The organism is Citrobacter freundii complex sp. CFNIH4 (genome assembly GCF_002934505.1).
Taxonomy (GTDB): Bacteria; Pseudomonadota; Gammaproteobacteria; order Enterobacterales; family Enterobacteriaceae; genus Citrobacter; species Citrobacter freundii.
The window spans coordinates 1,245,408-1,270,148 of sequence record NZ_CP026231.1; the positions used below are offsets into that span (position 1 = coordinate 1,245,408).

The following is a 24,741-nucleotide window of genomic DNA, read 5'->3' on the forward strand; positions in this document are numbered from 1 at the left end:
GCTGCCTTTTTTATTGCATTAATTAGCCTGAACGCGAATCGGCGCGGTGACTGCGAACAGCCACGGACGAGCCTCTGCATTCACGCGAGGGGATAACGTCTCTCTGACTTGCTGGTGGTAATCATCAATCCATTGCTTTTCAGCTTCACTCAATAGATGCAGTTCAACCAGATTCAAATCAATCGGCACCAGCGTCAGCGTTGAGAAACGACAGAAGCCAGGGCGGCTGTTGATTATTTCCACCTGGTTCTCAATACGGATCCCATATTGCCCGGCCAGATAGTAACCCGGTTCGATAGTGATGATATTGCCCGCGACCAGAGGCCAGGGGTTTACTTTCTTGGCAATGCGATGGGGTTGTTCATGGATAAGCAACTGGTGGCCTACGCCGTGTCCTGTTCCATGATCAAAATCCAGGCCTAAATCCCACAACGCCCGACGGCTAAAGGCATCCAGTTGATGGCCCTGAGTGCCGCTGGGAAACTGCAGTGAAATAAGCGACAAAAAGCCTTTCAGCACGGCGGTGTAATGCAGACGACGTTGCGGATCCTGTGGACCAAACGCGAAGGTACGCGTCGTATCCGTCGTACCATTGTGGTACTGGCCGCCGGAATCATTCAGATACATGGCCTGCGAGGTAATTGGCGTATTGGTTTTTTCACTGGAGTGGTAATGACACATCGCCGCATTGCTGGCAGAGGCCGATATCGTGCTGAAGCTTTGCTCAATAAATCCCGGCTGCTGCTGGCGAAATTCCAGTTGCTTTGCCTGGGCTTCCAGTTCGGTGACCGGATTGTCAGCCGCTTCGCGCAAAGGGACTTCATGGGCCAGCCAGGCAAGGAAATTAACCCAGGCTGCGCCATCTTGTTCATGGCATTCCCGATAGCCCGCCAGTTCAACGTCATTTTTGTGGGCTTTCATCAAGGTGATGGGATCAGGGGCCCATAAGACGTTGCCACCGTGTTCTTCAATGGCAAAACGCAACGCAACCGGGGCGTAGTCTTTATCGACCAGGAAGCGTTTCCCACTGGCCAGTTGCTGGCAACGTACCAGGAAACTCTCTTGCGGGGCCAGCGTGAGCGTGTTTAGCAGTGATACGGGGAGTTGCTGCGTTTTGTTGCTATCCACAAACCATTCCAGCTCACCGCTGCGATGGAGCAGGGCAAACGAAAACGGTACTGGCACCATAGCTAGATCTGAACCGCGTACATTCAACAGCCAGGCAATGTTATCCGGCAGGGTAATTGCCAGTACGTCAGCCTCATGTTGAGCGAGTTGTTCCACGACGCGGGCACGCTTTTGCGTGCTGCTTTCCCCGCTGATTTCAATGGGCATTTCACGAATGATGCCGCAGGGGGCTGCCGGTCGGTCAAGCCACACCTGGTCAAAAGGATCTTGCTCAAGAGGTACCAGCTCGCAATGAGTTGCCGACAAGGCTTCAAACTGGCTGTTGACCATCAGCAGCGGTTCAAAGCCGATACGTGTACCCGCTGCAACGTGAGACTGCAAATAGTCGGCCAGCGGTTCATCGTGTAAATGATGAATTTCAAAATCATCCAGCGAGACTTCATTGCGTACCTGGACCTGATAGCGTCCATCGACAAACATTAACGCACGGTCCTGAAGGACCAACGCGAGGCCGGCAGAGCCGCTAAATCCGGTCAGCCAGGCCAGTTTATTGTCATGCGGCGTACAATCTTCGCTTTGATGAGCGTCGGCGCGCGGAACAATCATGCCATCCAGCCCCTGCGCTATCAGCAGGTTGCGCAGGGCGGAAAGAGGAGTTGAGTTGTGCATAGCTAACCTTCAGGTCTTAACGGAACGGCGGTTCGTTGAATGTACGTAATTTACGGGAGTGCAGTCGGTCGCCTTCAGCACGCAGACGATCGATAGCCCGGATACCTATTTGCAGATGCTCAGAAATAGCACCTTCATAAAAACGGTTGGCCTGACCAGGTAGTTTGATCTCACCGTGCAGCGGCTTGTCGGAAACGCACAGCAGCGTGCCGTACGGAACGCGGAAACGGTATCCCTGAGCGGCGATGGTGGCGCTTTCCATATCGATAGCCACCGCGCGACTGAGGTTGAAACGCAGCGCAGAAGCGGAATAGCGTAGCTCCCAGTTACGATCGTCGGTGGTGACGACAGTACCGGTACGCAAGCGCTGTTTAACTTCTTCACCGGGCATACCGCTGACTTCTTTGGTGGCGTCATACAGGGCGCGTTGTACTTCCGCAATGCTCGGAATCGGAATATCCGGCGGTAGTACGGCATCCAGAACGTGATCGTCACGCAGATAAGCGTGGGCCAGAACATAGTCGCCAATCGCCTGGCTTTCACGCAGACCACCGCAGTGACCAATCATCAGCCAGACGTCAGGACGCAGTACGGCCAGATGATCGCAAATGGTTTTGGCGTTAGACGGGCCAACGCCGATATTGACCAGCGTGATCCCCTGACCGTCAGCCGTGATTAAATGCCAGGCGGGCATCTGGTGTTTCTTCCAGGCGAGATCGGAGATGGCTTCTTCTGGCGCTTCGGTTTCGGCGGTGATCCAGATCCCGCCCGCACAAGAAAGCGCGATATATGGGCTGTCCGGGTCGAGGATCTGGCTGCAACCCCAACGCACAAACTCATCGACGTAGCGGGTGTAGTTGGTGAACAGCACAAAAGGTTGAAAATGTTCAACCGGCGTTCCCGTGTAATGACGTAGTCGCGCCAGCGAAAAATCCACGCGTCGGGCATCGAAGTGAGACAGCGGAGAAAATTCCGCCGGATGAAAAATCCCGTCTGCCGTTTCGTCACCAATCTGCGACAATTCAGTGGTGGGGAAATGGCGCGTTAATCCGGCGCTCATCGAGCGATCCAGCGTCAGTTCTGAACCGTCAATCACATAGGGATAGGGGATTTCATGCTGCGACGGCTCGACGGAGATATGCGCATCATAATCCTGATACAGCAGCGTGAGCTGTTCTTCAAGATACGGACGAAAAAGCGACGGACGGGTAATCGTAGTGGTGTAGCTGCCCGCATGGGTAAAACGACCATAGGCTCGGGTTTTCGGGGGATTGGTGGCGATGCCATCCCAGGTGACACACAGTGATGGGTAAACAAAAAGACCGTTATGGCGGGCGATTACATCAGGGAGCGTCCCTGTTTCAATATACTTACCAATGGCGCTACGCAGTGCTTTAACCGACTGCTCGTACAGCGCGTCCAGTTTATCCAGTGCCTGAGTTGGGGTCAGGCTGGAGCCCTTATTGTTCATGTCTGTCTCCTTGTTTCACAGATGTACTGCTCTCCCGATAGTATGTCACAGGAATGTGAAACAAAAGTCAGACGTTGAGGAAGATTGTGCGAAGACCGGACGGCCTCCGCACCCGGGCTTAACCGTGCTGCTTATCCCGCATCAGCAATGCTGTAGTCGCGGAAATAAGACAACCCGCCATCAGATAAATGGCTACACTGTGCCAGTCTCCGCCGGAGAATGTTACCAGTGCAGCAGCAATGAAGGGGGTAAAACCGCCGCCAACTACGCTTGCTACCTGATAACCAACGCCTGCGCCGCTGTAGCGATAGCTTGCGCCAAACAAACCGGTAAACATAGGCTGCTGTACGCAGACCACCATATCGTGTGCAATGTTGGCCAACATAATCGCGAAGAACACGATCCAGAAAATGGATTGCGCTTCTAACGCCATAAAGAACGGGAATGCGCTAAGCGTCCCGACCAGTGCGCCAGTAATGTAAACGCGCCGGCGACCAAAGCGGTCGGCGAGCCAGGCAAAGCAGGGGATGGTCAGACAGCTCAGTCCACCAACTAACAACCCGATATTCAGAAACAGTTCGCGAGGTAAGCCCAGATTCTGCGTGGAGTAATTAAGGGCAAACGCGGTGACGATATACATCGTCAGCAGTTCACACAGGCGCAGAGCGATAATTTTCAAAAACGCCCCTGGATGACGGATTAATGCCTCGACTACCGGTAGTCTCTTTTTCTCTGGTTGCGGTGCCTGCTGCTGCTGTTCGAATTCGGCCGATTCATCCATTCGGTTACGCATCCACAACGCGCCCAATACCAGCACGATGCTGAACAGGAATGGAATACGCCAGCCCCAACTCAGGAACTGCTCATCGGTGGTTTGCGAGCTAATCAGCGAGACCAGACCGGTAGAAAGTAACAGTCCGACGCCGTAACCAACCTGAACGCCGCTGCTGTAGAAGGCTTTTTTATTTTTCGGCGCGCTTTCGACCGAGAGCAACGCTGCGCCGCCCCATTCACCGCCAACGGCGAATCCCTGAATAGCACGCAGCGTCACCAGCAGAACGGGAGCCCACCAGCCAATGGTGTCAAAAGAGGGAATAATCCCGATCAGCGCAGTGGCAATACCCATCATCCAGACGGTGAGCATCAGCATACGTTTACGGCCCAGACGATCGCCGAAGTGGCCGAAGATCACCCCGCCTAACGGACGGAACAAAAATCCGACGCCAAAGGTAGCAAATGCGGCAAGTGTCCCCATCGCTGGGCTGACTTGCGGGAAGAACTCGCGGTTAAAGACCAGTGCGGCAGTAATGCCATAAAGCAGAAAATCATACCAGTCGACCACGGCACCCGCGAAGCTGCCAAGCGCAGCGCGTCGGGCGCGGTTAAGCGAAGAGGCGTCCTGTTGGGGACCCGTGGAGGTGAGGGTGGAATCCATAGTTATCCTGTCTGTACTGTTTTTTAGTTATTAGTATTTGAGTTGGGTTACACACATTGCAGTCGCAATATTAACGACCGTTATGAGATTACCGCGACAGACGGGAAGTGAAAACGATTATCTCCCTCATCTGATGGCAACATGAAAAATAAGATGAATGAAAAATCTGAATCAGGTGGAATCGTGGCCTGTCAGGAGTGTTCTGATTTCAGGCGGAGCATTAGGAGTACTGTATTTGGGGAAGCTATAAACCCACTTTCATAATGGTATACGGAGATTCAGTGAAACCACATCGCTCATAAGCACGAATCGCACGCCCGTTATCTCCGTGGACATATAAGCGAAGCTCCAGTGCCTTTTGTTCAAAATGTGCGCGGTAGATGCGGTATCCCAGCGCATTAAGCAACATCGCGTCGGCCGGTGTGGCGTCACGGATTTGTAATGTCATGAATGATTCCCGTCCTGGTAATAAATTGACGATTACTAAATTATATCAAAACTGTCAGTGATACAGTGGGATGCGAATATTTCAGAGGCTTGTCAGTATGAAGATTGTTTTTATCCCTGCGTTGATCGTAGTCCTGATTGATAAAGAACAGGACATAGGACGGGAATTGACCCGCGATGAGGTTGAGTCCATTCGCGATGGTGCTACAGCCATCCGCCTGCCGGCCGAAGCAGCCGAGGATATAATCAGAGAGCGTGGCTACCGCGATATTGATCCTGAGAATGTCTGGCGCGAGTGGCAGGCGTATAAAGCTGACTGAATGTCGATGGGAACACACTGCTTTAGTGGCACATGAAAATTGTGCACTTACACGGATGCGTTTGTTCAGCAGCTGGCGTGGAGCTGAGGGGCAACTTTGAGCGAGGAGCGGACGTTAAGGCCTCAATAACCGGAGCAGCTTTTTGACTTTTTAAATGCTATATCTGCCGACACACGAATCGACAAAGCCTCGGCCAAAGCCTGTAAAACTATATTGCCCGCTTTTATAAGAAACTCTATCTAGATGCGAATTGATACTGCATATTTCTTTTACTTTCTCTGATGAGAAAATTCTTTCATGCTCTTCCTTTGGGAAAGAAGTTCCTGATGTTGGAGTTAGGGAAGGTGCGAATAAGCAGGTCATTTCTTCCCAAGCTGACTCGCTGATTAAAATTTCGCGGATCTGGGCCGATTTTTTTCCCGCAAACACATCGAATCAGCCTATTTAGGCTATTTTTTCCACCATTTCTGGCGTTATTTCCGGTTTTTACTGAGATCTCTCCCACTGACGTATCATTTGGTCCACCCGAAACAGGTTGGCCAGGGTGAATAACATCGCCAGTTGGTTATCGTTTTTCAGCAGCCCCTTGTATCTGGCTTTCACGAAGCCGAACTGCCGCTTGATGATGCGAAACGGGTGCTCCACCTTGGCACGGATGCTGGCTTTCATGTATTCGATGTTGATGGCCGTTTTGTTCTTGCGCGGATGCTGCTTCAAGGTTTTTACCTTGCCGGGACGCTCGGCGATCAGCCAGTCAACATCCACCTCGGCCAGCTCCTCGCGCTGTGGCGCTCCTTGGTAGCCGGCATCGGCTGAGACAAATTGCTCCTCTCCATGAAGCAGATTACACAGCTGATTGAGGTCATGCTCGTTGGCCGCGGTGGTAACTAGGCTGTGGGTCAGGCCACTCTTGGCATCGACACCAATGTGGGCCTTCATGCCAAAGTGCCACTGATTGCCTTTCTTGGTCTGATGCATCTCCGGATCGCGTTGCTGCTCTTTGTTCTTGGTAGAGCTGGGTGCCTCAATGATGGTGGCATCCACCAAAGTGCCTTGGGTCATCATGACGCCTGCTTCGGCCAGCCAGCGATTGATGGTCTTGAACAATTGACGGGCCAGTTGATGCTGCTCGAGCAGGTGGCGGAAATTCATGATGGTGGTGCGATCCGGCAGGGCGCTATCCAGGGATAATCGGGCAAACAGGCGCATGGAGGCGATTTCGTACAGGGCATCTTCCATGGCACCGTCGCTCAGGTTGTACCAATGCTGCATGCAGTAAATACGCAGCATGGTCTCCAGCGGATAGGGCCGTCGGCCATTGCCCGCCTTGGGATAAAACGGCTCGATGACAGCGGTCATATTCTGCCATGGCAGAATCTGCTCCATGCGGGATTGTAGTGGTCAACTAAAACTGGCCACGGCTTTAGAGTTTTTCCAGTATCGGTTTTCCGATTCGTTTGGGGGCAACCCACCGTTATAGTCATGCGGCCTTAGCGAGCTGTAATACCCGACGATATAGTCTGTGATCGCATGAGCAGCATCGCTAAAGTTTATATAACCTGTCACTGGCACCCACTCGTTTTTCAGACTACGGAAGAAGCGTTCCATCGGGCTGTTGTCCCAACAGTTTCCACGTCGGCTCATACTCTGCCTGATCTGGCAACGCCACAGTAACTGCCGGAACTGCCTGCTTGTATAGTGGCTACCCTGGTCACTGTGGAACATCACTCCGGCTGGTTTACCGCGAGCTTCCCACGCCATTTCCAGCGCTCTGATGGTCAGCTTGCTATCCGGCGAGAATGACATTGCCCAGCCCACTGGTTTCCTTGCGAACAGATCGAGAACAACTGCAAGGTAAGCCCAACGCTTGCCTGTCCAGATGTACGTCACATCGCCGCACCACACCTGGTTAGGTTCTGTCACTGCGAACTGTCGCTCAAGGCGATTCGGGATAGCGATGTGTTCATGACCAACACGTTTATACCGGTGGGTAGGCTGCTGACAACTCACCAGCCCCAGTTCTTTCATGAGCCTGCCAGCAAGCCAGCGTCCCATTCTGAAGCCTCTCAGGGTTGCCATAATGGCGATACTTCTTGCGCCAGCAGAGCCATGGCTGATGTTATGCAGCTCCCGAACCTGGCTGCGTAACACAGCTCGCCAGCCGTCTGGCTTTTCGGCGCTTTTCTCCCAGTATTTGTAGCTACTGCGATGAACCCCGAACACGTGGCAGAGTGTGACCACAGGATACTGCGCTCTGAGTTTCCCGATTAACGAGAATTGTTCAGGGAGTCTGACATCAAGAGCGCGGTAGCCTTTTTTAATATGTCGTTTTCCATTTCAATGCGTTGTAGCTTTTTCTTCAGCTCACGTATTTCAATCTGTTCCGGGGTTATAGGGGAGGCTTTAGGTATTTTGCCCTGTCGTTCATCCCGCAACTGCTTTACCCATCGCGTCATGGTAGAAAGACCCACATCCATAGCACTGGCCGCAGCTGCAACGGTGTAGTTCTGATCAAGGACCAGTTGAGCGGATTCACGTTTAAACTCTGCGCTGAAATTTCTTTTTTTCATTGAGGCACCTGTAATGTTCTGAGGTGAGCATATCACCTCTGTTCAGGTGGCCAAATTCAGTAAACCACTACAGAGAGGAAAATCTCTTTTCGGGTCTGACGGCGCTTAGTGCTGAATTCACTATCGGCGAAGGTGAGTTGATGGCTCATGATGTCCCTCTGGGATGCGCTCCGGATGAATATGATGATCTCATATCAGGAACTTGTTCGCACCTTCCCTAACAAGAATGACGCTACAAGCCGGCTTATAACATTAATGTTTTCATGACTGACCCCTTTTACTCTTTTTTAGAGTAAAAGGGGTATCTTAAAAGCCAGCTTTGGCTAAGGTTAGAGTGAAAATAATCAAAGATTGATACTTGGCCGGCTATTATTTTATTCATTACTCCAGTTTGACCACCCAGCGGATTGTTCAAAGGCCAGTTTTATTGCAGCCGTAGCCAGGCCAACGGCAGTTAGTTCAGCAGCCTTACCGGAAAGGCATCCAGTAAAAGTGGCAGATGCGCCTGCATATGCCGCAGCAACTCGGGCAGTTGGTTCTGGTGATGGTGTAGCCCAAAGTGCGGCAACTGCAACAGCGGAGGAGAGACCAACGCACGTAGCTACTATGTTTTCCACTACGCTGCGCGCGGCTTCTGAAAGATCTGTGGGACCAATTCCATTCATATATACTTCTACCTGCATTGTCCGGTAATCAGTTGCCCACTGGTTGCAGGTACGCCATTCTCCTCCCCATGGCCAGTTACCCCATGCTTCACCTATACATCTTGTTCTTGTTTGCGGTGGTGTCAGAGGATCACCCCATTGTGCAATTTTTTTCCTTCCATACTGGCCACCAGAACTTAAAGCAGACCCAAGGTCTTTCTTATCAAAATTAGGGAATCCTTTTGAATCGTATCCATCTACCTTTAAATCATTATTAGGCACCTGTGCAGCAATACCAGATAGTGGCATACTAATTAAAAATAGGAATGGTAATAATTTCATTATAATCACCCTTTTATTGAACATACGGTAGGATCAAAAACAGCATTGGGAACTGGGCCATAAAGGCATGCAGAACCTATTTTATCTTTTTCTGTTAAATTAAGGGACCAGTCACCCAGTCCATTACATTGAGGGTAATGCATTACTGAAAACCCATCATATGAAGTTAAAGGTTTCCAGTCCTTGTCCTCGAAACATTTGCCTGCTTCAGGGCGAGTTTGCTCATGCCTAAATGAAAGCGTATGTCCTAGTTCATGTCTGAGTATGCCGGTCAAGGTTAACTTTCCAGGTGAAAGATTCAGCGCTGATTTATCGATAAGAACATTTCGTTGTAATCTTTCGTATCTTGGGAAAAACGCACGTGCAAGGTATTGTCCATTGACATCTACAGGCCGAACATCAAATATGACATCAGTTGTATTCTCATTGCAAAGTGGGTCAAGCCATGAAGAATGTATAAATCTTACATCACTTGCATCTGACCATGCTTTAGCTGCATCAAGCATTGCTGCTACGACGGTGTCATATTTCTCTCCAAACGAGGTACTTACACAATAGGTGAGATTCCTTTTTGTTACGTTGTCCCATTTACTTATATTCCCTTGTGGGGCATCAACAATAAGCAATGTGTTTTCATTTATATTAAAACCGAATAAAACACTTTTCCAACTGGCTGCAAGTTCTCTTTCATAAAACTCTCGCAAGTCAGATTCATTAGCAATAGGGGTATCACCATTAACAATATAAACACCACCAGGAAATGGTTCTTTATAGACCGTTTTTTTAAACTCCTCAAAGCCATTTCTTACAACCTTATGGCTAAGTTTTACATCATTAATATCACTTATTACCTTTGCCTGTTCAATTAGTTCGTCAGTGGGTTTTATTGTCGCAGAGGTTACTGATGCAATAGGTATGACAGTTAAGTATGTAACTAAGAGAAAGTTAAGTGTTTTCATCATTTTCTCCTTAATATTAATGGACATAATGATGTTAATGGAAAAATATGGCGAAAATTATAAATTCACCATATACCATTAACTAGAATAGATTGTCCTGGCAGGTATTCAATGTTGAAATTATGATAAGGTATTAATTAAGATGGGCTATTGTATAATTCGAAGGTGGATATATATGCAATATACATATCATCGTCAATAATACAGAAGCATTATGGTTGCTTTGTCGGGTTTACAGTTTGTTAAGTGAATCGCCACAGGTTTAACAGACACCTCGGAGTCATTTATGGACTGACCCCACGACAGTGGACAAGTTCTGTCCTCACGACGAGGCCTGTTCGAAGGCCTCCGGACTGACGCCGCCGAGATGACTGTGGCGCCGGGCACGGTTGTAGAACACTTCAATGTAATTGAAGATATCCGCCCGGGCCAGATCCCGGGTTTTGTATATTCTCTTCCTGATACGTTCTTTTTTCAGTGAACTGAAGAACGATTCGGCCACCGCATTATCCCAGCAGTTGCCACGCCGGCTCATACTCGGAGCCAGGTTATTGACCCGGCAGAAGCGCTGCCAGTCGTCACTGCCATACTGGCTACTTTGACCGCTATGTACGATGACCTCACCGTCCGGTTTTCGACGCCAGACGGCCATTATCAGTGCATCCAGCGCCAGTTCGCGTGAGAGAGAGGGCTTCATCGACCAGCCGACCACGTTACGGGCGAAGAGATCGATAATCACCGCCAGATACAACCATCCCAGCCAGGTGTGGATGTAAGTAATATCGGTGACCCAGACCTGATTGGCCCGGACAACGGTAAACTGCCGCTGCACGCGATTAGGAGCGACCACTGAAGGTCTGCCGACGATACGACGTGGCGCTTTATAGCCGCGTACCGCTTTAATCCGGTTCAGTTGCATGATGCGGCCCACCCGGGGTTTTTACCGCAGGTTTCCCCGATTTCGTTCAGATCGCCATGAACCCGCCGGTAACCGTAAACGTCTCCGCTCAGTGAATAGGCGTCGCGGATAAGCATCAGCAGACACTGGTTATCTTTATCACGCGCCGAGACCGGGTTGTGCAGCCATGCATAGACCCCGGCCCGGGAGACATTCAGTACCAGATACATCGTCATCACACCCCATACAGTGCGGTGTTCATTGATAAAGCGGTACTTCAGTCGGGCTCCTTTGCAAAGTACCGCGCGGCCTTTTTCAGGATATCCCGTTCTTCTTCGGTACGTTTTAGCTGCGCGCGTAGTTTCAGGATTTCGCTTTTGACTTCCAGTAAATCCCGGGCATGTTGTTCGCTGTTATCAGGCTTGATAGCCCGTAGCCACTTGTAGAGGCTGTGCGCAGAAATGCCCAGACGGTCAGATCCTTCGGCAACGGAATAACCGCGTTCCGTTATCTGACGGACGGCTTCTTCCTTAAATTCAGGCGTAAATCGTGGTGTGCCCATATGCTCCCCCTATGCCCAAACTATAGGGCAGGATCGTCTACCGGGGTGGGGTCAGTCCACATCCAGCTGAACCTGACATTCCTTCCATCGACGCACAAGCGTAGCCACACAGGGATTGCCCGCTAGTTGATTCATTCTGACCCAATCAACATCAACTAGTCCGGCAAGAAGTTCGGAATTAAGTTCACCCTGCAATGCATGCCATTGGCGAATACTGGGTTGTCGTTGAATAATGGGTTGAGGGGATGAAAGACTGCCAACAATGACGTAATTTTGCTCTGGATCATGCCAGAGTCGTGTAATACCTGGTACGTTCTTGAGCCAGTTGCGAGGATCGCCTAAAGGTAAATCGAAGACACGAGATAATAATTTATTCCATGATGCTATTAATGATGTACTGGCTCTTTTTACTGATTTTTTAGCGACTGCCACCATAAGCGCATTTTTCCTTTCAGGCCATTGGGAAAAAACATAATTTTTTAAAACATCATAAGTGATATTGAATTCATTGTCGGAATAATATTTTCTTAAAGCACATTTCCATAGGTCACACAACAACTCTAATTCACGAAGTAACGTATTTTTATTTGCATCGGATAATTCACTTTCTTCAGTAAGTTGGTCTATATGAAACATTAGTTCATCCATTTCAGGTAATAACCATTTATTAAGAGGGAGTTGTTGCCGTTGAGAATCCAGAATAGTCATTAAATCGTTTAATCTCTCCGGAAGCATATGAGGTGCTCCATATTGTGGATCCTGAAGGAGGATAGTCACTTCTTCCGTTTTGTGAATTATCACCGTCAACCGATTAATAAATCGGGTCAACTTCTCTGCTTCATTCCAAATCCCTTGTGTAATATCTTGGGGGCGATAATGGTAAGGCCATTTTTCGTTAAGCAAAGCGAGTAGTGCTGTTACAGAGGTATCAAATGAACAGAGTATATTATCACAGGCTGAAACAGCATCTGGCATAGCTGGGTGGAAAGGTAATATTATTGGGCGGTCTTGTTTAACAGTAAACAAACAGCCATTAGTGATTACAGCGAGACTGCTAGTGAGTAGATCCTTCTGCTGCGGAAGCGTCACACTAATTTTGGTCTCATTGCATAGCAGCAAATGCTTCAGGGCTAATTCTTTATATACAATTTCAACATTACGTGCCAAAGATTCTTGAACCGGTTTTTTCTCAAAATCACTGATACTATAATCATAGTAACGAGAATCTGTGGCAGGAATAAGCCTCGTGTCACCGTCAGGGGTAGACTGTTCTATTAGTAAGTTATCCGTAATTGGGTCGACTGTGAGATCAAAAGGATTAACATTAATATGCTGGCAGGCAGCTTTTGTTCTTAATATTTGTGTCAATGGATAGCGATCGTCAATGATACCCGGGGTCTGATCCAGCAAAACAAGTAGACACTGTGATCCATCAATTTCTATGTTCACAATCTGATCCGGTTCTATATCAGGTAGTAATGACATGCGTGCATCAGGATATTTTTCATTCAGCAACGACTGAATGTTATTAACAATGTATTGTGGGGATACATTTTTCGAAAAACGTAAATCAAGAATCTTTATCTCTCTGTCAAGCTGTACACTTGGGAATTTAGCCTTGTCAGCTGTTTTGAATTTTGTTTTAAGCGGTAAAGGGCGTAACTTAAGTACTATTGGAGATAATCCGAAACCAAATTTTCTTGCTTGCTCAATAAATTCATTTTGAACGGGTTGAAGGATCCAAGGCCAGCTATTTTTGAGTGAGGTTGAAGACGAAAGGTCGAGAAAAGGGCGTAGCTTGCGTTTATCTTTATTTTTGGCTACCTCCCGGTAAATTTGAGATTTAGGTTTTGTCGTTTCTTCCGCTTTCCAGCGGGCAAGAACATTGTTTTTATCATAAATCCATAATGGTTGATGAATATTAAATAATTCGTCTTTTATATCGACTGGACGTAGTGGGACATTTTTATGAAATAATATAACCTCAGTGATATTTTTATCGCTTCTTTGTTGAGTGCGACAGTCCAGACTAATTGCATTGATACCGCAACTATTCTTACTTTTCCAAACGTCGGTCTGTAGTAATGGGCATCCCAGTGTATGGCTACCTTTGCAATGTGAACCAAAGGCGGAGACTTTACGCATGATAAGTCGGATCCATACTGGATTCAGCATAGCCTCGTAATGGACACGCATTGGCTCAACAATAATCCCATCACCATTTTTTATTATTGGTGGCTTGTCTTGCTCTGAGTCCAAAGCAACGTATAGTCCAAATTGATCCTTATGAGATTTCATCAAATAAGGATAATAACGACTGCCTAACTCATCATCAATTCGGCTTTGCCATTCATTCCAGCGATAGTTTTTACTTAACGGATAATGATAGACAACTAGTTTTTCAGCTTTCTCCCGATCGATCTCGTTGTCCCGGTAGATCATGTGTGAAAGAGGGAGAGAACGGATTATTTCGTCATTACGTTTCGCCATGATGTTATGCTCTTTCCATAATGTTTTGATTGATGATTTTTTTGAGTTGCCCGAATCCGGGTGTTTCCACTGAAATGGTGTCTGGGGTCACGCATCCGCCGAGAATCAGAATGTCCGCCTCATAAGGATTTTGAACAGGGGTTAATTGGTGAGAGAAACCCAGTAATTGACTATCAGCATGTGGAGCAACAAAGTTGGCGATAACCAATTTGGTTTTATTACCCTCGATAGCGCGAATTTGTGCCAGTTTTTTACTCAGACCCAGAGGGGTATGCTCTTGATTTGCGCCAGATGCCAACCATCGTTGATATTCTTCATCTGCCTTATCAAGAGTATCTTGTCTCCAAAACTTAGCATCCACACGATAATCAGAATTTTTTATGCTGAAATCATACTGCTCAAAAAGCCGGTGATTGCTCACTTGGCTGGTGGTAATGATGCTCTCTGAATAAAGAAGTGCCCGGATAGCTTCTTCTCCCAGACGTCCCATCAGTAGGCGTTGTATAACTAGTGGATGAAATGCGTAACGCTCTTCCAAATCGTTCGCGAAGGGCATAATAGACGTTCTGTAACCCTTACGGTTGAACCAGTCAGTAATGACAGGATGACGTTGAATATACTGATACAGTTTCTGAGGGTTGTATTGGCGCAGCCCTTCTGCTGTTTTGTCAAAAAACTGCCATGTCTGTGGGGAGTACCAGATTTTGCCGTCAGTATTAGCTAATTTCGGTTTTTCAAAGCAAGCCCATTTATATAATTCAAGATCAATGTCGAAAGCGTTTTTTCCCGGTTTCCAGGCTAAATCATGTTGAAGTACTGCTTTACCGAGTTGTCGCCAGAGTAATGGGATGTCATCTCTTGGTGTTGACTGTTCCCGTAACAACCGAATAGCAGGAACTAGTCGCTGATCGATATAATCCACTGCTAGTTTTCCAGGCTGTGTCGGCGTCATGAGCTGGCTGAAGAAATTATTCTGTGTCAGTTCATCACGCTCCCGAAGTGTATCCAGTAATTGACGATTGAGTGCCGAAAGCTGTCGACGATTTGATGTATAGATAGGTAATGAAGCAAAGCGGGACAGGTCTTTTGCTAGTTCAGCATCAAGGTGAATCTCAGCGTTGGGTACTTCGCACCAGGCTCTCTCAATACGACCAACCTGCTGTTGAACATTGGCTGCCGTATTTTTTATATAATCGCTGGTTCTCTTATACTCTCCGTTTAACCGGGAGATTTCGTTCTTCCTGTTCAACATCAGTGGCAGGATAAAGCGCTGATGCTGTTTACGTGAAATTTCCCCTGCTCGTAGTAGTTTTTCCAGATTGCGTAACTGGAAGCCTGCATGTGCCATATCATCATTGCTATCTGCACTAGTCTGGAAAGCGGAAAAGTAAAAATGCCGTGATTCCAGTAAATATAAACAGGTCAAATCCATATTTTTGCCGGATTCAGGTAGGCTGAAATCCAGATTTATACCGTTGGTGGCAGAGGCTGTTTGTGTCAGCACAATAACAATACGTCGGGAAGCAAATGCAGCCTGATAGGCATCACTGAAGCCCTTTTTTTTCTGACATTCTGCGGTTAACAGACAGATTAGTGCGGGCTCGTTATGTATAGTCAACGGGATAAATACATCAGTAAAATTCTTTAGCAGAAGATTGTCGGATAAAGGCGGATCCAGCTTTAACCATGTGAGGCAATCTCTGCTTTGTGTCGCTATTGCAGTGGTTAGCCATTTTCTTAAATAAGATATGGAATTAACAAAAGCCAGATGCCCTCGGTGCTGAGGCCTTTTTCCTGCTAGATCCAGCACATCAAGTAGTTTAAGTAGAATATTCTGGCGATACTCTGATTCGAAATCTGTTGAAGGTTCATCATCATTCTGGAAAAAATCGGGGGGCAGAGAAGCGAGAAGATCGGCTGAATGCGGGCTGTTCTTTGTTCTATTAAAATCATGGATCTCAGTATTCAGTTGTGTCTTTCTGATGCTTTCCTTGCTGCTATTGATTTCTTCAATCGCGGTATTTTGTAACTGAAGGTCATCATCGGTCTGAACGTAGGGAATCGGTTCTTTAAACCAGGAATCAGGTCGGTTTTCAAAAGTAGTTCCAAGAAAGCTTTCCGTAACTGTAGGGTTACGTGCTTCTGCAATATAGCGTAAGGCTGAGTTTATCCACCGGACATCAAAGTGGTTGCAGGCTCTTTCAATATATGATGTGGCCGACAGTGCAAAAACGAGATTACGGCTGGCTAATGACAGTAGTAAACCTTCTGCTGTTGTTGGCAAGAACGCACGCTTGATCTGTATTCGTAATGGATCGATATCGGTATCCACAACATTTTGTTTCAGCAACCAGTTAGTTAACCCAAAAATACTGGCATGTGTATTGGGCAAAATATTACTTTTTCTTAGTTCCCGCAGTTCAGGCAGATCGGTACGTGGTAACAAAAAACGAGACATATTTGGCAGGGTTGAACCATAATATGACGGTCTGTAGTCATTAACCGGGTCGAACAGAAGTCGGGTTAACTTTTTGATGTATTCATACGTTTCATCTTCGCTGGCTGTCAGGTCCGTTAACATCAGACTGAACTTTCGAATAAACTTTTCCATCAGGCGCAAAAAATCACTGATGTCGATAGCCTGATCGTTATCCTGAAATGAGGAATCTGGTCTGATAATTTCGTAGCCATGTTCAGCCTGTCGCATGATAAGGCGCTCACTGGTTACCAGTTGATCGGAGCGAAATAAATAATGTTCACCGAAGGGTTTATTATCCAGATATCGTTGCAGAGGAATTACTAGTGATCTGGCATGTGTTAAATCAATTTTTTTTCCTTTTAAGGCGTTATCTAGTTCGTTAAGAAATGTCCCAAGACGTTCACGGATCATCGGTGCAGGTGCTGTTTCAACATATTGCATTCGTTGCAGTAATCTGCGTCCCCCCTCGAGTAACTGCCCCAAGCATTCAGGCGGTTCCTGAACCCATTGAGCTTGCGCCAGATATTCCTGTAGTACCTCAGCCTGATAATCAAATTCATCAATAAAAATGACATAATTGCGCAGCTCTTTGCTGGACATTCGTACTTTGCGCCGCCCATCGTAAAATGATGAAACGAGCTTTTGGGTTGTCATAATCAGCAGGTGTTGTTTTTCGTCGCGCCAGGCGATGGCGGGCAGAATGCGTCTAACCCAGGCATGACGACGGAAGTCATCAACTCGTTGCTTGGCGGCCTGTAAGAGTTCATGTTCTTCACCATATTTTTCTTTTTGTTTCCTGACTTCTTTTTCCAGCAATTTGATATTTTGAATTATCGATATCTCAACTGCCGCACATGATTTTATTAACGCCTCTTTTTCACTGGCGATAGCTGCACGTAAATGTGCCGGGTATACTTTCAATGATTTATTGATATATAGGATATTCCTGCAATTCTTACGCAGTTTGTCTGCAATATCTGGGGCGACAAATAAGTTTTTTTCCTCAAGTTCGTTGATGGAATTAAAGGGATCCGGAAGTGAATCTGCGGAAATATCTTTCTCATGAGGTAGCGGCGTAACCTCGATTGCAGAAACAATTTGTTCATCCTGCGCGTAAAGCACACTAACGTTAAATGGTTTTCCATTGCTGTCTTCATGCGAAGCTGTTTTTTCGTAAATGTCGTGGAGTATATTCCAGCGATGGGTAACCAGAATGGCCTGAGAGCCTGATTTTTTTATTGTCTCCAACGCCGGAGGGGTGTTATCGGCGAAGCTAGAACGGTAGAGAGCGCTAGTTTTTCCACTGCCCGTGGGCCCCTGTAACTGACAAAAACCGGCAATGTGTTTCGTGGTTCTGGATCTTTTTGCTTGGGATAACGTATGTTCGATAACGGCATTATAGGAACGCAGTAAAGGGGGATTCACATATCACCTCATCTATTATCTCGACTTTTCGACGACTAATATTTCAACAATTCATGTTACGCTGCTCGGATGACATTGCAATAGATGTGGTTAATTTTTCTTTATAAATCAATGAACATGATATATTTTGTGACGTTATGATTAGTCTTGATGTCATATTGTTACTTTAGGTCATATGTTCTCTGTAAACGCGTTTTCGTCCTTTTTTCTCTTGCCTAATTGCCGGGTGTCACATCTGAACTAATTTGGCCTTTGCGCTATCGCAGATACTTCTCCGGAGAAGGTCCGAGCCGGAAGCTGTGCCGCATTTCTTTTATCTGAACCGTCATAATCCTTTGAATCGCAAAAACAGTTTTCTATTATCGGCCTTCTTACCACGAACTAAGCTCCCGCCTGCACGAAATGCTTCATGACCTGAAAGAAGCGCCTGATGTATCAGGAGGGTAGCCGTTTTACCGGTAATGCAGCCTTTGAAAACTGCCGGATCTGTCTTCGGACGGATTAAGGCCTTCTTCACGCTTAGCCACGCTGAGGAAATCACAATGAATCTGACTAAAAATTGCGCACCACCCGCCAGTGATGTTATATTAAAATATAATATTCGGAGGTGTTCTATGTATACCACTCGCCTGAAAAAGGTCGGCGGATCCATCATGCTGGCGGTTCCTCCTGCCGTGCTGAAAACGCTGGAGCTGTCGACGGACAGCGAAGTGGGTATGACCATTGATAATGGCTGCCTGATTATTGAACCCCAGAAACGACCTCGTTATTCGCTTGAGGAACTGCTGGCGCAGTGCGATCCGCACGCCGAAATGAGCGATGAGGATAGGGAATGGATTGATGCGCCTGCAGTGGGTAAGGAGATCCTGTAAATGGACAGAGGGGAAATCTGGCTCGTCTCACTGGATCCTACAGCCGGACATGAGCAAAGTGGAAAACGTCCGGTGCTTATCGTTTCTCCAGCATCATTTAATAAGTTCACCCGGCTACCTGTTGTCGTTCCCGTCACTAGCGGCGGAAACTTTGCCCGCGCAGCCGGTTTTACCGTCTCCCTGGACGGTGCGGGAACAAAAACAACGGGTGTTATTCGCTGCGACCAACCCAGAACGATTGATATGGGGGCTCGGAACGGTAAGTGTCTGGAACGTATACCCGAAGCTGTTGTAAATGAAGTGCTGGCCCGACTGGAAGCCATTCTAAGCTGAGGCTTTCGGTGTGATTAACAAACGTAGAAAAGCAAAAAGCCTGCTTAGTTTCCTGAGCAGGCTTCTTAAATATGGCTCCTCTGACTGGACTCGAACCAGTGACATACGGATTAACAGTCCGCCGTTCTACCGACTGAACTACAGAGGAATCGTTTGAACGAGGCGCATATTAGCGAGGGTGGTGAGGCTTGTCAAAGGGGTAAATACATTTGTGTGTTCGTTTGCTGACAAAATCAGCAAAGCGGCGATCTTTCCGTCTTTTTATGCTTTTGCCCCATTCTGGTGCGTGTCTACCTCTTCCAGGGCAGCCTGAATGAGATATTTCGGTGTGCAGAATGATCTTCCTTCGCTTTTACTCCTGACTTTGTGCGGCTTTAACCATAAAACACCGTTTTAGACGAAAGTGGCAAGTATCTTGCAATCCTGAATTCAATGACTGCCAGCACGGGTTCTGGTATTCCGACAGGAGGCAAAATGAACTTTAGACGACTGAAATATTTCGTGAAAATCGTCGATATTGGTAGCCTGACCCAGGCAGCGGAAGTATTGCACATTGCGCAACCCGCGCTGAGCCAGCAGGTCGCTACGCTGGAAGGTGAGCTTGATCAGCAATTGCTGATTCGTACCAAGCGTGGCGTCACGCCGACGGAAGCAGGAAAAGTGTTATATACCCACGCCCGGACGATTTTACGTCAGTGTGAACAGGCGCAACTTGCGGTTAATAACGTGGGACAGACCTTGACAGGCCAGGTCTCTATCGGCCTTGCGCCGGGGACAGCAGCGTCATCCATTACCATGCCGTTATTACAGACGCTACGTGCCGAACTGCCCGATGTGCAGGTCTATCTGCATGAAAACAGTGGGGCAGTGCTGAATGACAAGCTGCTCAGCGGGCAATTAGATATGGCAGTGCTCTATGAGCGTTCACCCGTGGCGGGCATCAGCAGTCAACCGTTGCTTAAAGAGGATCTGTATCTGGTCGGCACGCGTGAGTGCCCGGGGCAAAGCGTCGATTTAGCCGCGGTGGCGCAGATGAATTTATTCTTGCCACGGGATTACAGCGCGGTTCGCCTGCGCGTGGATGAAGCTTTTTCGCTACGTCGCTTAACGGCTAAAGTGATTGGCGAAATTGAGTCTATCTCCACCCTGACGGCCGCCATTGCCAGTGGTATGGGCGTCACAGTGTTGCCCGAGTCGGCCGCCCGTTCATTATGCAATGCAGCGAACGGCTGGATGGCGCGCATCACAACCCCATCGATGAATCTGCCATTATCGTTGAACGTATCAGCCAGAGGGAGCTTATCGCCCCAGGCGCAGGCAGTGAAGGAGATCCTGCTATCGCTGGTTAGCCGTCCGGCGCTGGAAAATCGCGAACTGCAGCTGGTCAGCTAAACCTTATTCCCGCGAGGAATAAGATGCAGGTTTTTATTATTTGTTATGCCGGGCATCAGACTTTAACAATAGCGTAATGTCTGATGTGCCCGGAGTGAAACGTGAATTTCCAGCAACTCAAAATAATCCGCGAGGCGGCCCGTCAGGATTACAACCTGACGGAGGTCGCGAATATACTGTACACCTCGCAGTCGGGCGTCAGCCGACACATTCGTGAACTTGAAGATGAACTTGGCATCGAAATTTTTATCCGTCGCGGTAAACGCCTGTTGGGCATGACTGAACCGGGTAAAGCCTTGCTGATCATTGCCGAACGTATTCTGAATGAGGCCAGCAATGTTCGTCGACTGGCGGATCTGTTTACCAATGATACGTCCGGCGTTTTGACGATTGCCACCACGCATACGCAGGCACGCTATAGCTTGCCTGCGGTGATAAAAGCCTTTCGTGAGCTGTTCCCTGAGGTGCGTCTGGAACTTATTCAGGGCACACCACAGGAGATTGATGTCCTGCTACAAAATGGCGGGGCAGATATCGGAATTGCCAGTGAGCGGCTGAGCAGCGATCCATTGTTGGTGGCTTTTCCCTGGTTTCGTTGGCACCACAGCCTGCTTGTTCCTCAGGACCATCCATTAGTGAAGGCTTCTCCGCTAACGCTGGAGTCCATCGCTCACTGGCCGTTAATTACCTATCGTCAGGGGATTACAGGGCGTTCCCGTATTGATGAGGCGTTTGCTCGCAAGGGGCTGATACCTGATATTATTCTCAGCGCCCAGGACTCGGATGTGATTAAAACTTACGTGTCACTGGGATTGGGGATTGGGCTGGTGGCAGAGCAATCCAGCGGCGAGCAGGAAGAGGGGACGTTAACCCGTCTGGATACCCGGCATTTGTTTGATGCAAATACCGTTTGGCTAGGGCTTAAACGCGGACAACTGCAGCGCAACTACGTCTGGCGATTCATCGAGCTATGCAACGCAGGGTTATCCGTCGATGAAATTAAGCGTCAGGCGATGGAGCCAGATGAAGCGGTGATTGATTATCAGATTTAACAATAAAAGCCCGTGAGAAACGGGCTTCTATCGTCGCCAGTATGGAAAAGCCTGGGTGTGAAGTGAAGCGCTCTACCTGGCTAATGGGATCGCAGAAAAGCAAAAAGCCTGCTTAGTTTCCTGAGCAGGCTTCTTAAATATGGCTCCTCTGACTGGACTCGAACCAGTGACATACGGATTAACAGTCCGCCGTTCTACCGACTGAACTACAGAGGAATCGTTTGAACGAGGCGAATATTAGCGATGCCGCTCAGCGTTGTCAAAGCCTGAATGGATAAATGCGATCGTTTGCTGAAATATTCCTCATTTCGCCGATTATTCAGACGCAACCGGTTGTTTTATGCACTTTTCGCGTTCGGGGCGTGGGTATTTCCACAACCAGCGGCCTGTGACCATACGCCAGTAAAATAACGCGGCGCGCACGGCCCAGTCGAAGAACATACCTAACCAAACGCCGACAACTCCCCATCCTAATACGATACCCAGAGTGTAGCCCGCGACTACGCGGCAGCCCCACATGCCCAGCATCGATACCCACATAGCAAAACGTGCATCTCGCGCACCTTTAAAGCCCGCTGGTAACACCCAGGAGGCTGCCCATATCGGCATAAATGCTGCGTTGAGCCAAATCAGGATGACTATGACCTCTTTTACATCCTGATCGTGGGTATAAAATGAGGCCATCACCCCGGCGAAAGGTGCGGTTAGCCAGGCAATTGCCGTTAGCCCAATCGTCGACAGCCAGAACACATGCCGTAGCTGGATTTCAGCCTGGGCAATCTGGCCATTTCCCAGACGCCTGCCGGTAATGATTGTCGACGCGGAACCTAAAGCATTCCCCGGTAAATTGATAAGCGCGGCGATAGAAAATGCAATAAAGTTCCCGGCGATAACGCTGGTTCCCATGCCTGAAACAAACATCTGCGTCAAAAGTTTACCGCCGTTGAACAGCACCGACTCGATACTTGCCGGAATGCCGATCCCCATCACTTCCCATATAATGGCGAGATTGAGTGGCTTAAAATAGCTTTTGAAGGGAATTCGCAGCGCGGGGTTAAAACCAATCATCAGTACCCAGATGATGGCAATCGCCCCGATGTAGCGCGAAATGGTCAGTCCCAGGCCTGCTCCCACAAATCCCAGACCTTGCCAGGAAAAGATCCCGTAAATCAGGATGCTACTGATGATGATATTCAGGATGTTCATACCGCCGTTTATCAACAACGGTATTTTAGTATTTCCGGCTCCACGTAGTGCGCCACTGCCGATCAGCGCAATGGCTGCCGCCGGGTAGCTGAGCACCGTCAGCTCCAGATAGGTAAGTGCCAAAGCTTTAACGTCTGGCGTTGCTTCACCTGCAACAACGTCAATAATCTGTTGACCAAAATAGTGAATGACCGCTGCCAGCACGGTAGCAAAAATTGTCATGATCACCAGCGATTGTCTGGCTGCGGCTCTGGCCCGTCGACGATCTCGTTTCCCGAGGCTAAATGCTACAACTACGGTGGTACCCAGATCGATGGCGGCGAAAAATGCCATGATGACCATATTAAAACTGTCGGCGAGTCCGACACCGGCCATTGCTTCTTTTCCCAACCAACTTACCAGGAAGGTACTCAGAACACCCATCAATAGCACACAGGTGTTTTCCAGGAAAATGGGGACAGCCAGCGGAGTGATTTCGCGCCAAAAGAGAACCTTATAACTCTTGCGTTTGGCATACCAGGGCGTGCGGGAAGCGACCTGGCGTAAGGCAGCGGAGACGTTCAAAGTGGACCTTAACGAAGAAAGTTGAAACCTCATTTCAAATGATGAGGGAGAATCATAAAAGCTGCAAAGTTTTTTCTATTTAAAATGTCTGTAAATGCAACAAACTGTCGAGATAAGCATCAATTGATTCGCATTCGAAGAAATGAGGTTTGACAAAATTTTTTTCGCCGCTAAGATAAGCCTCCACAACGATTCCTCTGTAGTTCAGTCGGTAGAACGGCGGACTGTTAATCCGTATGTCACTGGTTCGAGTCCAGTCAGAGGAGCCATATTTAAGAAGCCTGCTCAGGAAACTAAGCAGGCTTTTTGTTTTCAACGCGTCAAATTGGCATCAAATTTGACGCTGGCCTTTACCCTAATCAGGGGAGCAAGCAGCATAATCATGCCCAACATGGCGGCCATCCCGGTATATACAGCAGGAAAACCTGTGATTTCAGCCACCAGGCCTATAGGTGCAGGGGCCAGTAGCGTACCCAGATAACCGATCGTGGTGACGATGCTCATTCCCGTGTTGGTCGAGATATCAGGCTGGTTTCCCGCAGCGGAAAAAGCAATCGGTACCAGATTGGCTATGCCAATACCGGCAATAGCGAAGGCAACGGTGGCTTGCCAGGGATGACTAGCCATTGCGGCTGCCAGCAGCCCAATCCCAGCTAACAGACTGGATGAGCGCATCACGAGAATGGCATTAAAGCGGTTACGAGTGAAGTCTCCCATGAAGCGAAAGATTGCCATTGTTCCCGCAAAGCAGGCAAAGGAAAGGCTTGCCGTTTCTGTAGTCGCATTGAGATTTTTCAATAAATAACGTGACGACCAGTCCACAACAGCACATTCCGGGATCATGGCGAGCAGGGCAATAACGCCTATAAAGTAGATCGTGCATGAGCGATGTGGCTGCTTTCCTTTGATTAACCGTTTTATTTTTATCGATTTATCTTTGATGATATGTGGATATACCGACAGCGTGATCGCTAAGGAAATAGCACTAATTAAAAACAGGTGCATGAGAAAGCCGAATTGCTTAACCAGATACCCCCCAATAAGACCTGAAATGAAAAGCCCAATGCTCCAGAAACAGTGACATGAAGATAACACCGTGCGTGACAGTGCTTTTTCGACTGCCACGGCATTCGAGTTCATTGCGACGTTCATTGCTCCAATCATAGCACCCAGCAAAAATAGCACTGGTGCTAACCAGTAGATATCAGGTGCGAATCCAACAGGAATAAGGGCGACGGATGCCGCAATGGAAAAAATGCGCACGACACGCTGTGAGCCGTATTTTTCCATGGCCATGCCGGACATCGGCATCATAAATAATGCGCCAAGCCCGAAAATCAATATCAGGTGGCCAATTACTTTATCAGTAATGTGAAAGCGTGAAACCAGTTGGGCAATTTGTACTGCCCAGGCACCGGTTACAAACCCATTCACTGAAAATAATGTTGTAACAGCCCAGCGCCCTTTTTGCGCGACTTCCATT

Annotated in this window: 18 protein-coding genes, 3 tRNA genes and 2 pseudogenes; 6 read left to right on the forward strand and 17 right to left on the reverse strand. The window is 48.1% G+C overall.

Features of this window, described 5'->3' with window-relative positions; genetic code table 11:
* Positions 1–18: 18 nt before the first annotated feature.
* The 4 genes from C2U41_RS06280 to C2U41_RS06295 all read right to left on the reverse strand — a co-directional run bounded on the left by C2U41_RS06280 (position 19) and on the right by C2U41_RS06295 (position 5,151).
* Positions 19–1,797, reverse strand: coding sequence for an aminopeptidase P family protein (locus C2U41_RS06280; RefSeq protein ID WP_046670476.1), 1,779 nt, complete (start codon positions 1,795–1,797; stop codon positions 19–21).
* Between the two features lie 16 nt (positions 1,798–1,813).
* Entirely contained in the window at positions 1,814–3,268 is a 1,455-nt protein-coding gene (locus tag C2U41_RS06285; RefSeq protein WP_003836722.1) for an AMP nucleosidase, read from the reverse strand.
* 118 nt (positions 3,269–3,386) lie between these two features.
* Positions 3,387–4,703: a shikimate transporter gene (gene shiA, locus C2U41_RS06290; protein ID WP_003036285.1), complete on the reverse strand. Its 1,317-nt coding sequence runs from the start codon at positions 4,701–4,703 to the stop codon at positions 3,387–3,389.
* Positions 4,704–4,947: 244 nt separating this feature from the next.
* Positions 4,948–5,151: an N-acetyltransferase gene (locus tag C2U41_RS06295; protein WP_049016426.1), complete on the reverse strand. Its 204-nt coding sequence runs from the start codon at positions 5,149–5,151 to the stop codon at positions 4,948–4,950.
* Positions 5,152–5,248: 97 nt separating this feature from the next.
* On the opposite strand from C2U41_RS06295, the gene C2U41_RS06300 reads away from it, so the two are divergent.
* Complete coding sequence (locus C2U41_RS06300) at positions 5,249–5,470, forward strand: hypothetical protein (RefSeq protein WP_003036289.1); 222 nt, start codon at positions 5,249–5,251, stop codon at positions 5,468–5,470.
* 295 nt (positions 5,471–5,765) lie between these two features.
* Here the strand turns inward: C2U41_RS06300 and C2U41_RS29935 are convergent, their stop codons facing one another.
* The 9 genes and pseudogenes from C2U41_RS29935 to C2U41_RS06355 form a co-directional block, all read right to left on the reverse strand.
* Entirely contained in the window at positions 5,766–5,975 is a 210-nt protein-coding gene (locus tag C2U41_RS29935; RefSeq protein WP_308457696.1) for a hypothetical protein, read from the reverse strand.
* The gene (locus C2U41_RS06315; RefSeq protein WP_104427094.1) at positions 5,957–6,856 is read right to left on the reverse strand and encodes an IS5 family transposase; all 900 of its coding nucleotides are present in this window, start codon (positions 6,854–6,856) and stop codon (positions 5,957–5,959) included. Before C2U41_RS06315 ends, C2U41_RS29935 begins: the two co-directional genes overlap by 19 nt.
* A gap of 15 nt (positions 6,857–6,871) precedes the next feature.
* Positions 6,872–8,040 (reverse strand): IS3 family transposase gene (locus C2U41_RS06320; protein WP_100216202.1). Its coding sequence is split into 2 segments (ribosomal slippage): positions 6,872–7,791 and positions 7,791–8,040, totalling 1,170 coding nucleotides; the frame shifts between segments, so codons are not numbered across the junction.
* A 71-nt stretch (positions 8,041–8,111) separates the two neighbouring features.
* Positions 8,112–8,189, reverse strand: a pseudogene (locus C2U41_RS30060) (hypothetical protein); the annotation flags it as partial.
* A gap of 225 nt (positions 8,190–8,414) precedes the next feature.
* Entirely contained in the window at positions 8,415–9,026 is a 612-nt protein-coding gene (locus tag C2U41_RS06325; RefSeq protein WP_003836702.1) for a hypothetical protein, read from the reverse strand.
* A 5-nt stretch (positions 9,027–9,031) separates the two neighbouring features.
* Positions 9,032–9,988, reverse strand: coding sequence for a matrixin family metalloprotease (locus tag C2U41_RS06330; RefSeq protein WP_231501070.1), 957 nt, complete (start codon positions 9,986–9,988; stop codon positions 9,032–9,034).
* Between the two features lie 319 nt (positions 9,989–10,307).
* Positions 10,308–11,445: pseudogene (locus C2U41_RS06340) on the reverse strand (IS3 family transposase).
* 51 nt (positions 11,446–11,496) lie between these two features.
* Complete coding sequence (locus tag C2U41_RS06350) at positions 11,497–13,935, reverse strand: hypothetical protein (protein ID WP_104427095.1); 2,439 nt, start codon at positions 13,933–13,935, stop codon at positions 11,497–11,499.
* A 4-nt stretch (positions 13,936–13,939) separates the two neighbouring features.
* On the reverse strand, positions 13,940–17,839 hold the full coding sequence (locus C2U41_RS06355) for a hypothetical protein (protein ID WP_103849017.1): 3,900 nt from the start codon (positions 17,837–17,839) through the stop codon (positions 13,940–13,942).
* A 614-nt stretch (positions 17,840–18,453) separates the two neighbouring features.
* Here C2U41_RS06355 and C2U41_RS06365 point away from each other — a divergent pair.
* Both C2U41_RS06365 and C2U41_RS06370 read left to right on the forward strand, forming a co-directional pair.
* Positions 18,454–18,711: an AbrB/MazE/SpoVT family DNA-binding domain-containing protein gene (locus C2U41_RS06365; protein WP_003836694.1), complete on the forward strand. Its 258-nt coding sequence runs from the start codon at positions 18,454–18,456 to the stop codon at positions 18,709–18,711.
* Positions 18,712–19,044, forward strand: a complete 333-nt coding sequence (locus tag C2U41_RS06370; protein ID WP_003836692.1) for a type II toxin-antitoxin system PemK/MazF family toxin — start codon at positions 18,712–18,714, stop codon at positions 19,042–19,044.
* A 72-nt stretch (positions 19,045–19,116) separates the two neighbouring features.
* Here C2U41_RS06370 and C2U41_RS06375 read toward each other — a convergent pair.
* Positions 19,117–19,192 (reverse strand) — tRNA-Asn (locus tag C2U41_RS06375).
* 326 nt (positions 19,193–19,518) lie between these two features.
* Here C2U41_RS06375 and nac point away from each other — a divergent pair.
* On the forward strand, positions 19,519–20,436 hold the full coding sequence (gene nac / locus C2U41_RS06380) for a nitrogen assimilation transcriptional regulator NAC (RefSeq protein ID WP_003030855.1): 918 nt from the start codon (positions 19,519–19,521) through the stop codon (positions 20,434–20,436).
* Between the two features lie 101 nt (positions 20,437–20,537).
* Entirely contained in the window at positions 20,538–21,488 is a 951-nt protein-coding gene (gene cbl, locus C2U41_RS06385) for an HTH-type transcriptional regulator Cbl (RefSeq protein ID WP_003846751.1), read from the forward strand.
* Between the two features lie 140 nt (positions 21,489–21,628).
* Here the strand turns inward: cbl and C2U41_RS06390 are convergent.
* Positions 21,629–21,704: transfer RNA gene (locus tag C2U41_RS06390), tRNA-Asn, on the reverse strand.
* 99 nt (positions 21,705–21,803) lie between these two features.
* Positions 21,804–23,291, reverse strand: a complete 1,488-nt coding sequence (locus C2U41_RS06395) for an EmmdR/YeeO family multidrug/toxin efflux MATE transporter (protein WP_003846749.1) — start codon at positions 23,289–23,291, stop codon at positions 21,804–21,806.
* Positions 23,292–23,451: 160 nt separating this feature from the next.
* Between C2U41_RS06395 and C2U41_RS06400 the strand changes: the two genes are divergently transcribed.
* Positions 23,452–23,527: transfer RNA gene (locus tag C2U41_RS06400), tRNA-Asn, on the forward strand.
* Between the two features lie 43 nt (positions 23,528–23,570).
* Here C2U41_RS06400 and C2U41_RS06405 read toward each other — a convergent pair.
* Positions 23,571–24,740: an MFS transporter gene (locus C2U41_RS06405; protein WP_032936161.1), complete on the reverse strand. Its 1,170-nt coding sequence runs from the start codon at positions 24,738–24,740 to the stop codon at positions 23,571–23,573.
* Position 24,741 lies beyond the last annotated feature (1 nt).

Coding starts and splice junctions, on each gene's coding strand:
- C2U41_RS06365 (WP_003836694.1), top strand. CDS start 18,454: ATGTATACCACTCGCCTGAAAAAGGTCGGCGGATCCATCATGCTGGCG.
- C2U41_RS06315 (WP_104427094.1), bottom strand. CDS start 6,856: ATGGAGCAGATTCTGCCATGGCAGAATATGACCGCTGTCATCGAGCCG.
- C2U41_RS06295 (WP_049016426.1), bottom strand. CDS start 5,151: ATGACATTACAAATCCGTGACGCCACACCGGCCGACGCGATGTTGCTT.
- C2U41_RS06300 (WP_003036289.1), top strand. CDS start 5,249: ATGAAGATTGTTTTTATCCCTGCGTTGATCGTAGTCCTGATTGATAAA.
- C2U41_RS06350 (WP_104427095.1), bottom strand. CDS start 13,935: ATGGCGAAACGTAATGACGAAATAATCCGTTCTCTCCCTCTTTCACAC.
- C2U41_RS06395 (WP_003846749.1), bottom strand. CDS start 23,291: ATGAGGTTTCAACTTTCTTCGTTAAGGTCCACTTTGAACGTCTCCGCT.
- C2U41_RS06280 (WP_046670476.1), bottom strand. CDS start 1,797: ATGCACAACTCAACTCCTCTTTCCGCCCTGCGCAACCTGCTGATAGCG.
- C2U41_RS06405 (WP_032936161.1), bottom strand. CDS start 24,740: ATGGAAGTCGCGCAAAAAGGGCGCTGGGCTGTTACAACATTATTTTCA.
- C2U41_RS06370 (WP_003836692.1), top strand. CDS start 18,712: ATGGACAGAGGGGAAATCTGGCTCGTCTCACTGGATCCTACAGCCGGA.
- shiA (WP_003036285.1), bottom strand. CDS start 4,703: ATGGATTCCACCCTCACCTCCACGGGTCCCCAACAGGACGCCTCTTCG.
- C2U41_RS06330 (WP_231501070.1), bottom strand. CDS start 9,988: ATGATGAAAACACTTAACTTTCTCTTAGTTACATACTTAACTGTCATA.
- nac (WP_003030855.1), top strand. CDS start 19,519: ATGAACTTTAGACGACTGAAATATTTCGTGAAAATCGTCGATATTGGT.
- C2U41_RS06285 (WP_003836722.1), bottom strand. CDS start 3,268: ATGAACAATAAGGGCTCCAGCCTGACCCCAACTCAGGCACTGGATAAA.
- C2U41_RS06325 (WP_003836702.1), bottom strand. CDS start 9,026: ATGAAATTATTACCATTCCTATTTTTAATTAGTATGCCACTATCTGGT.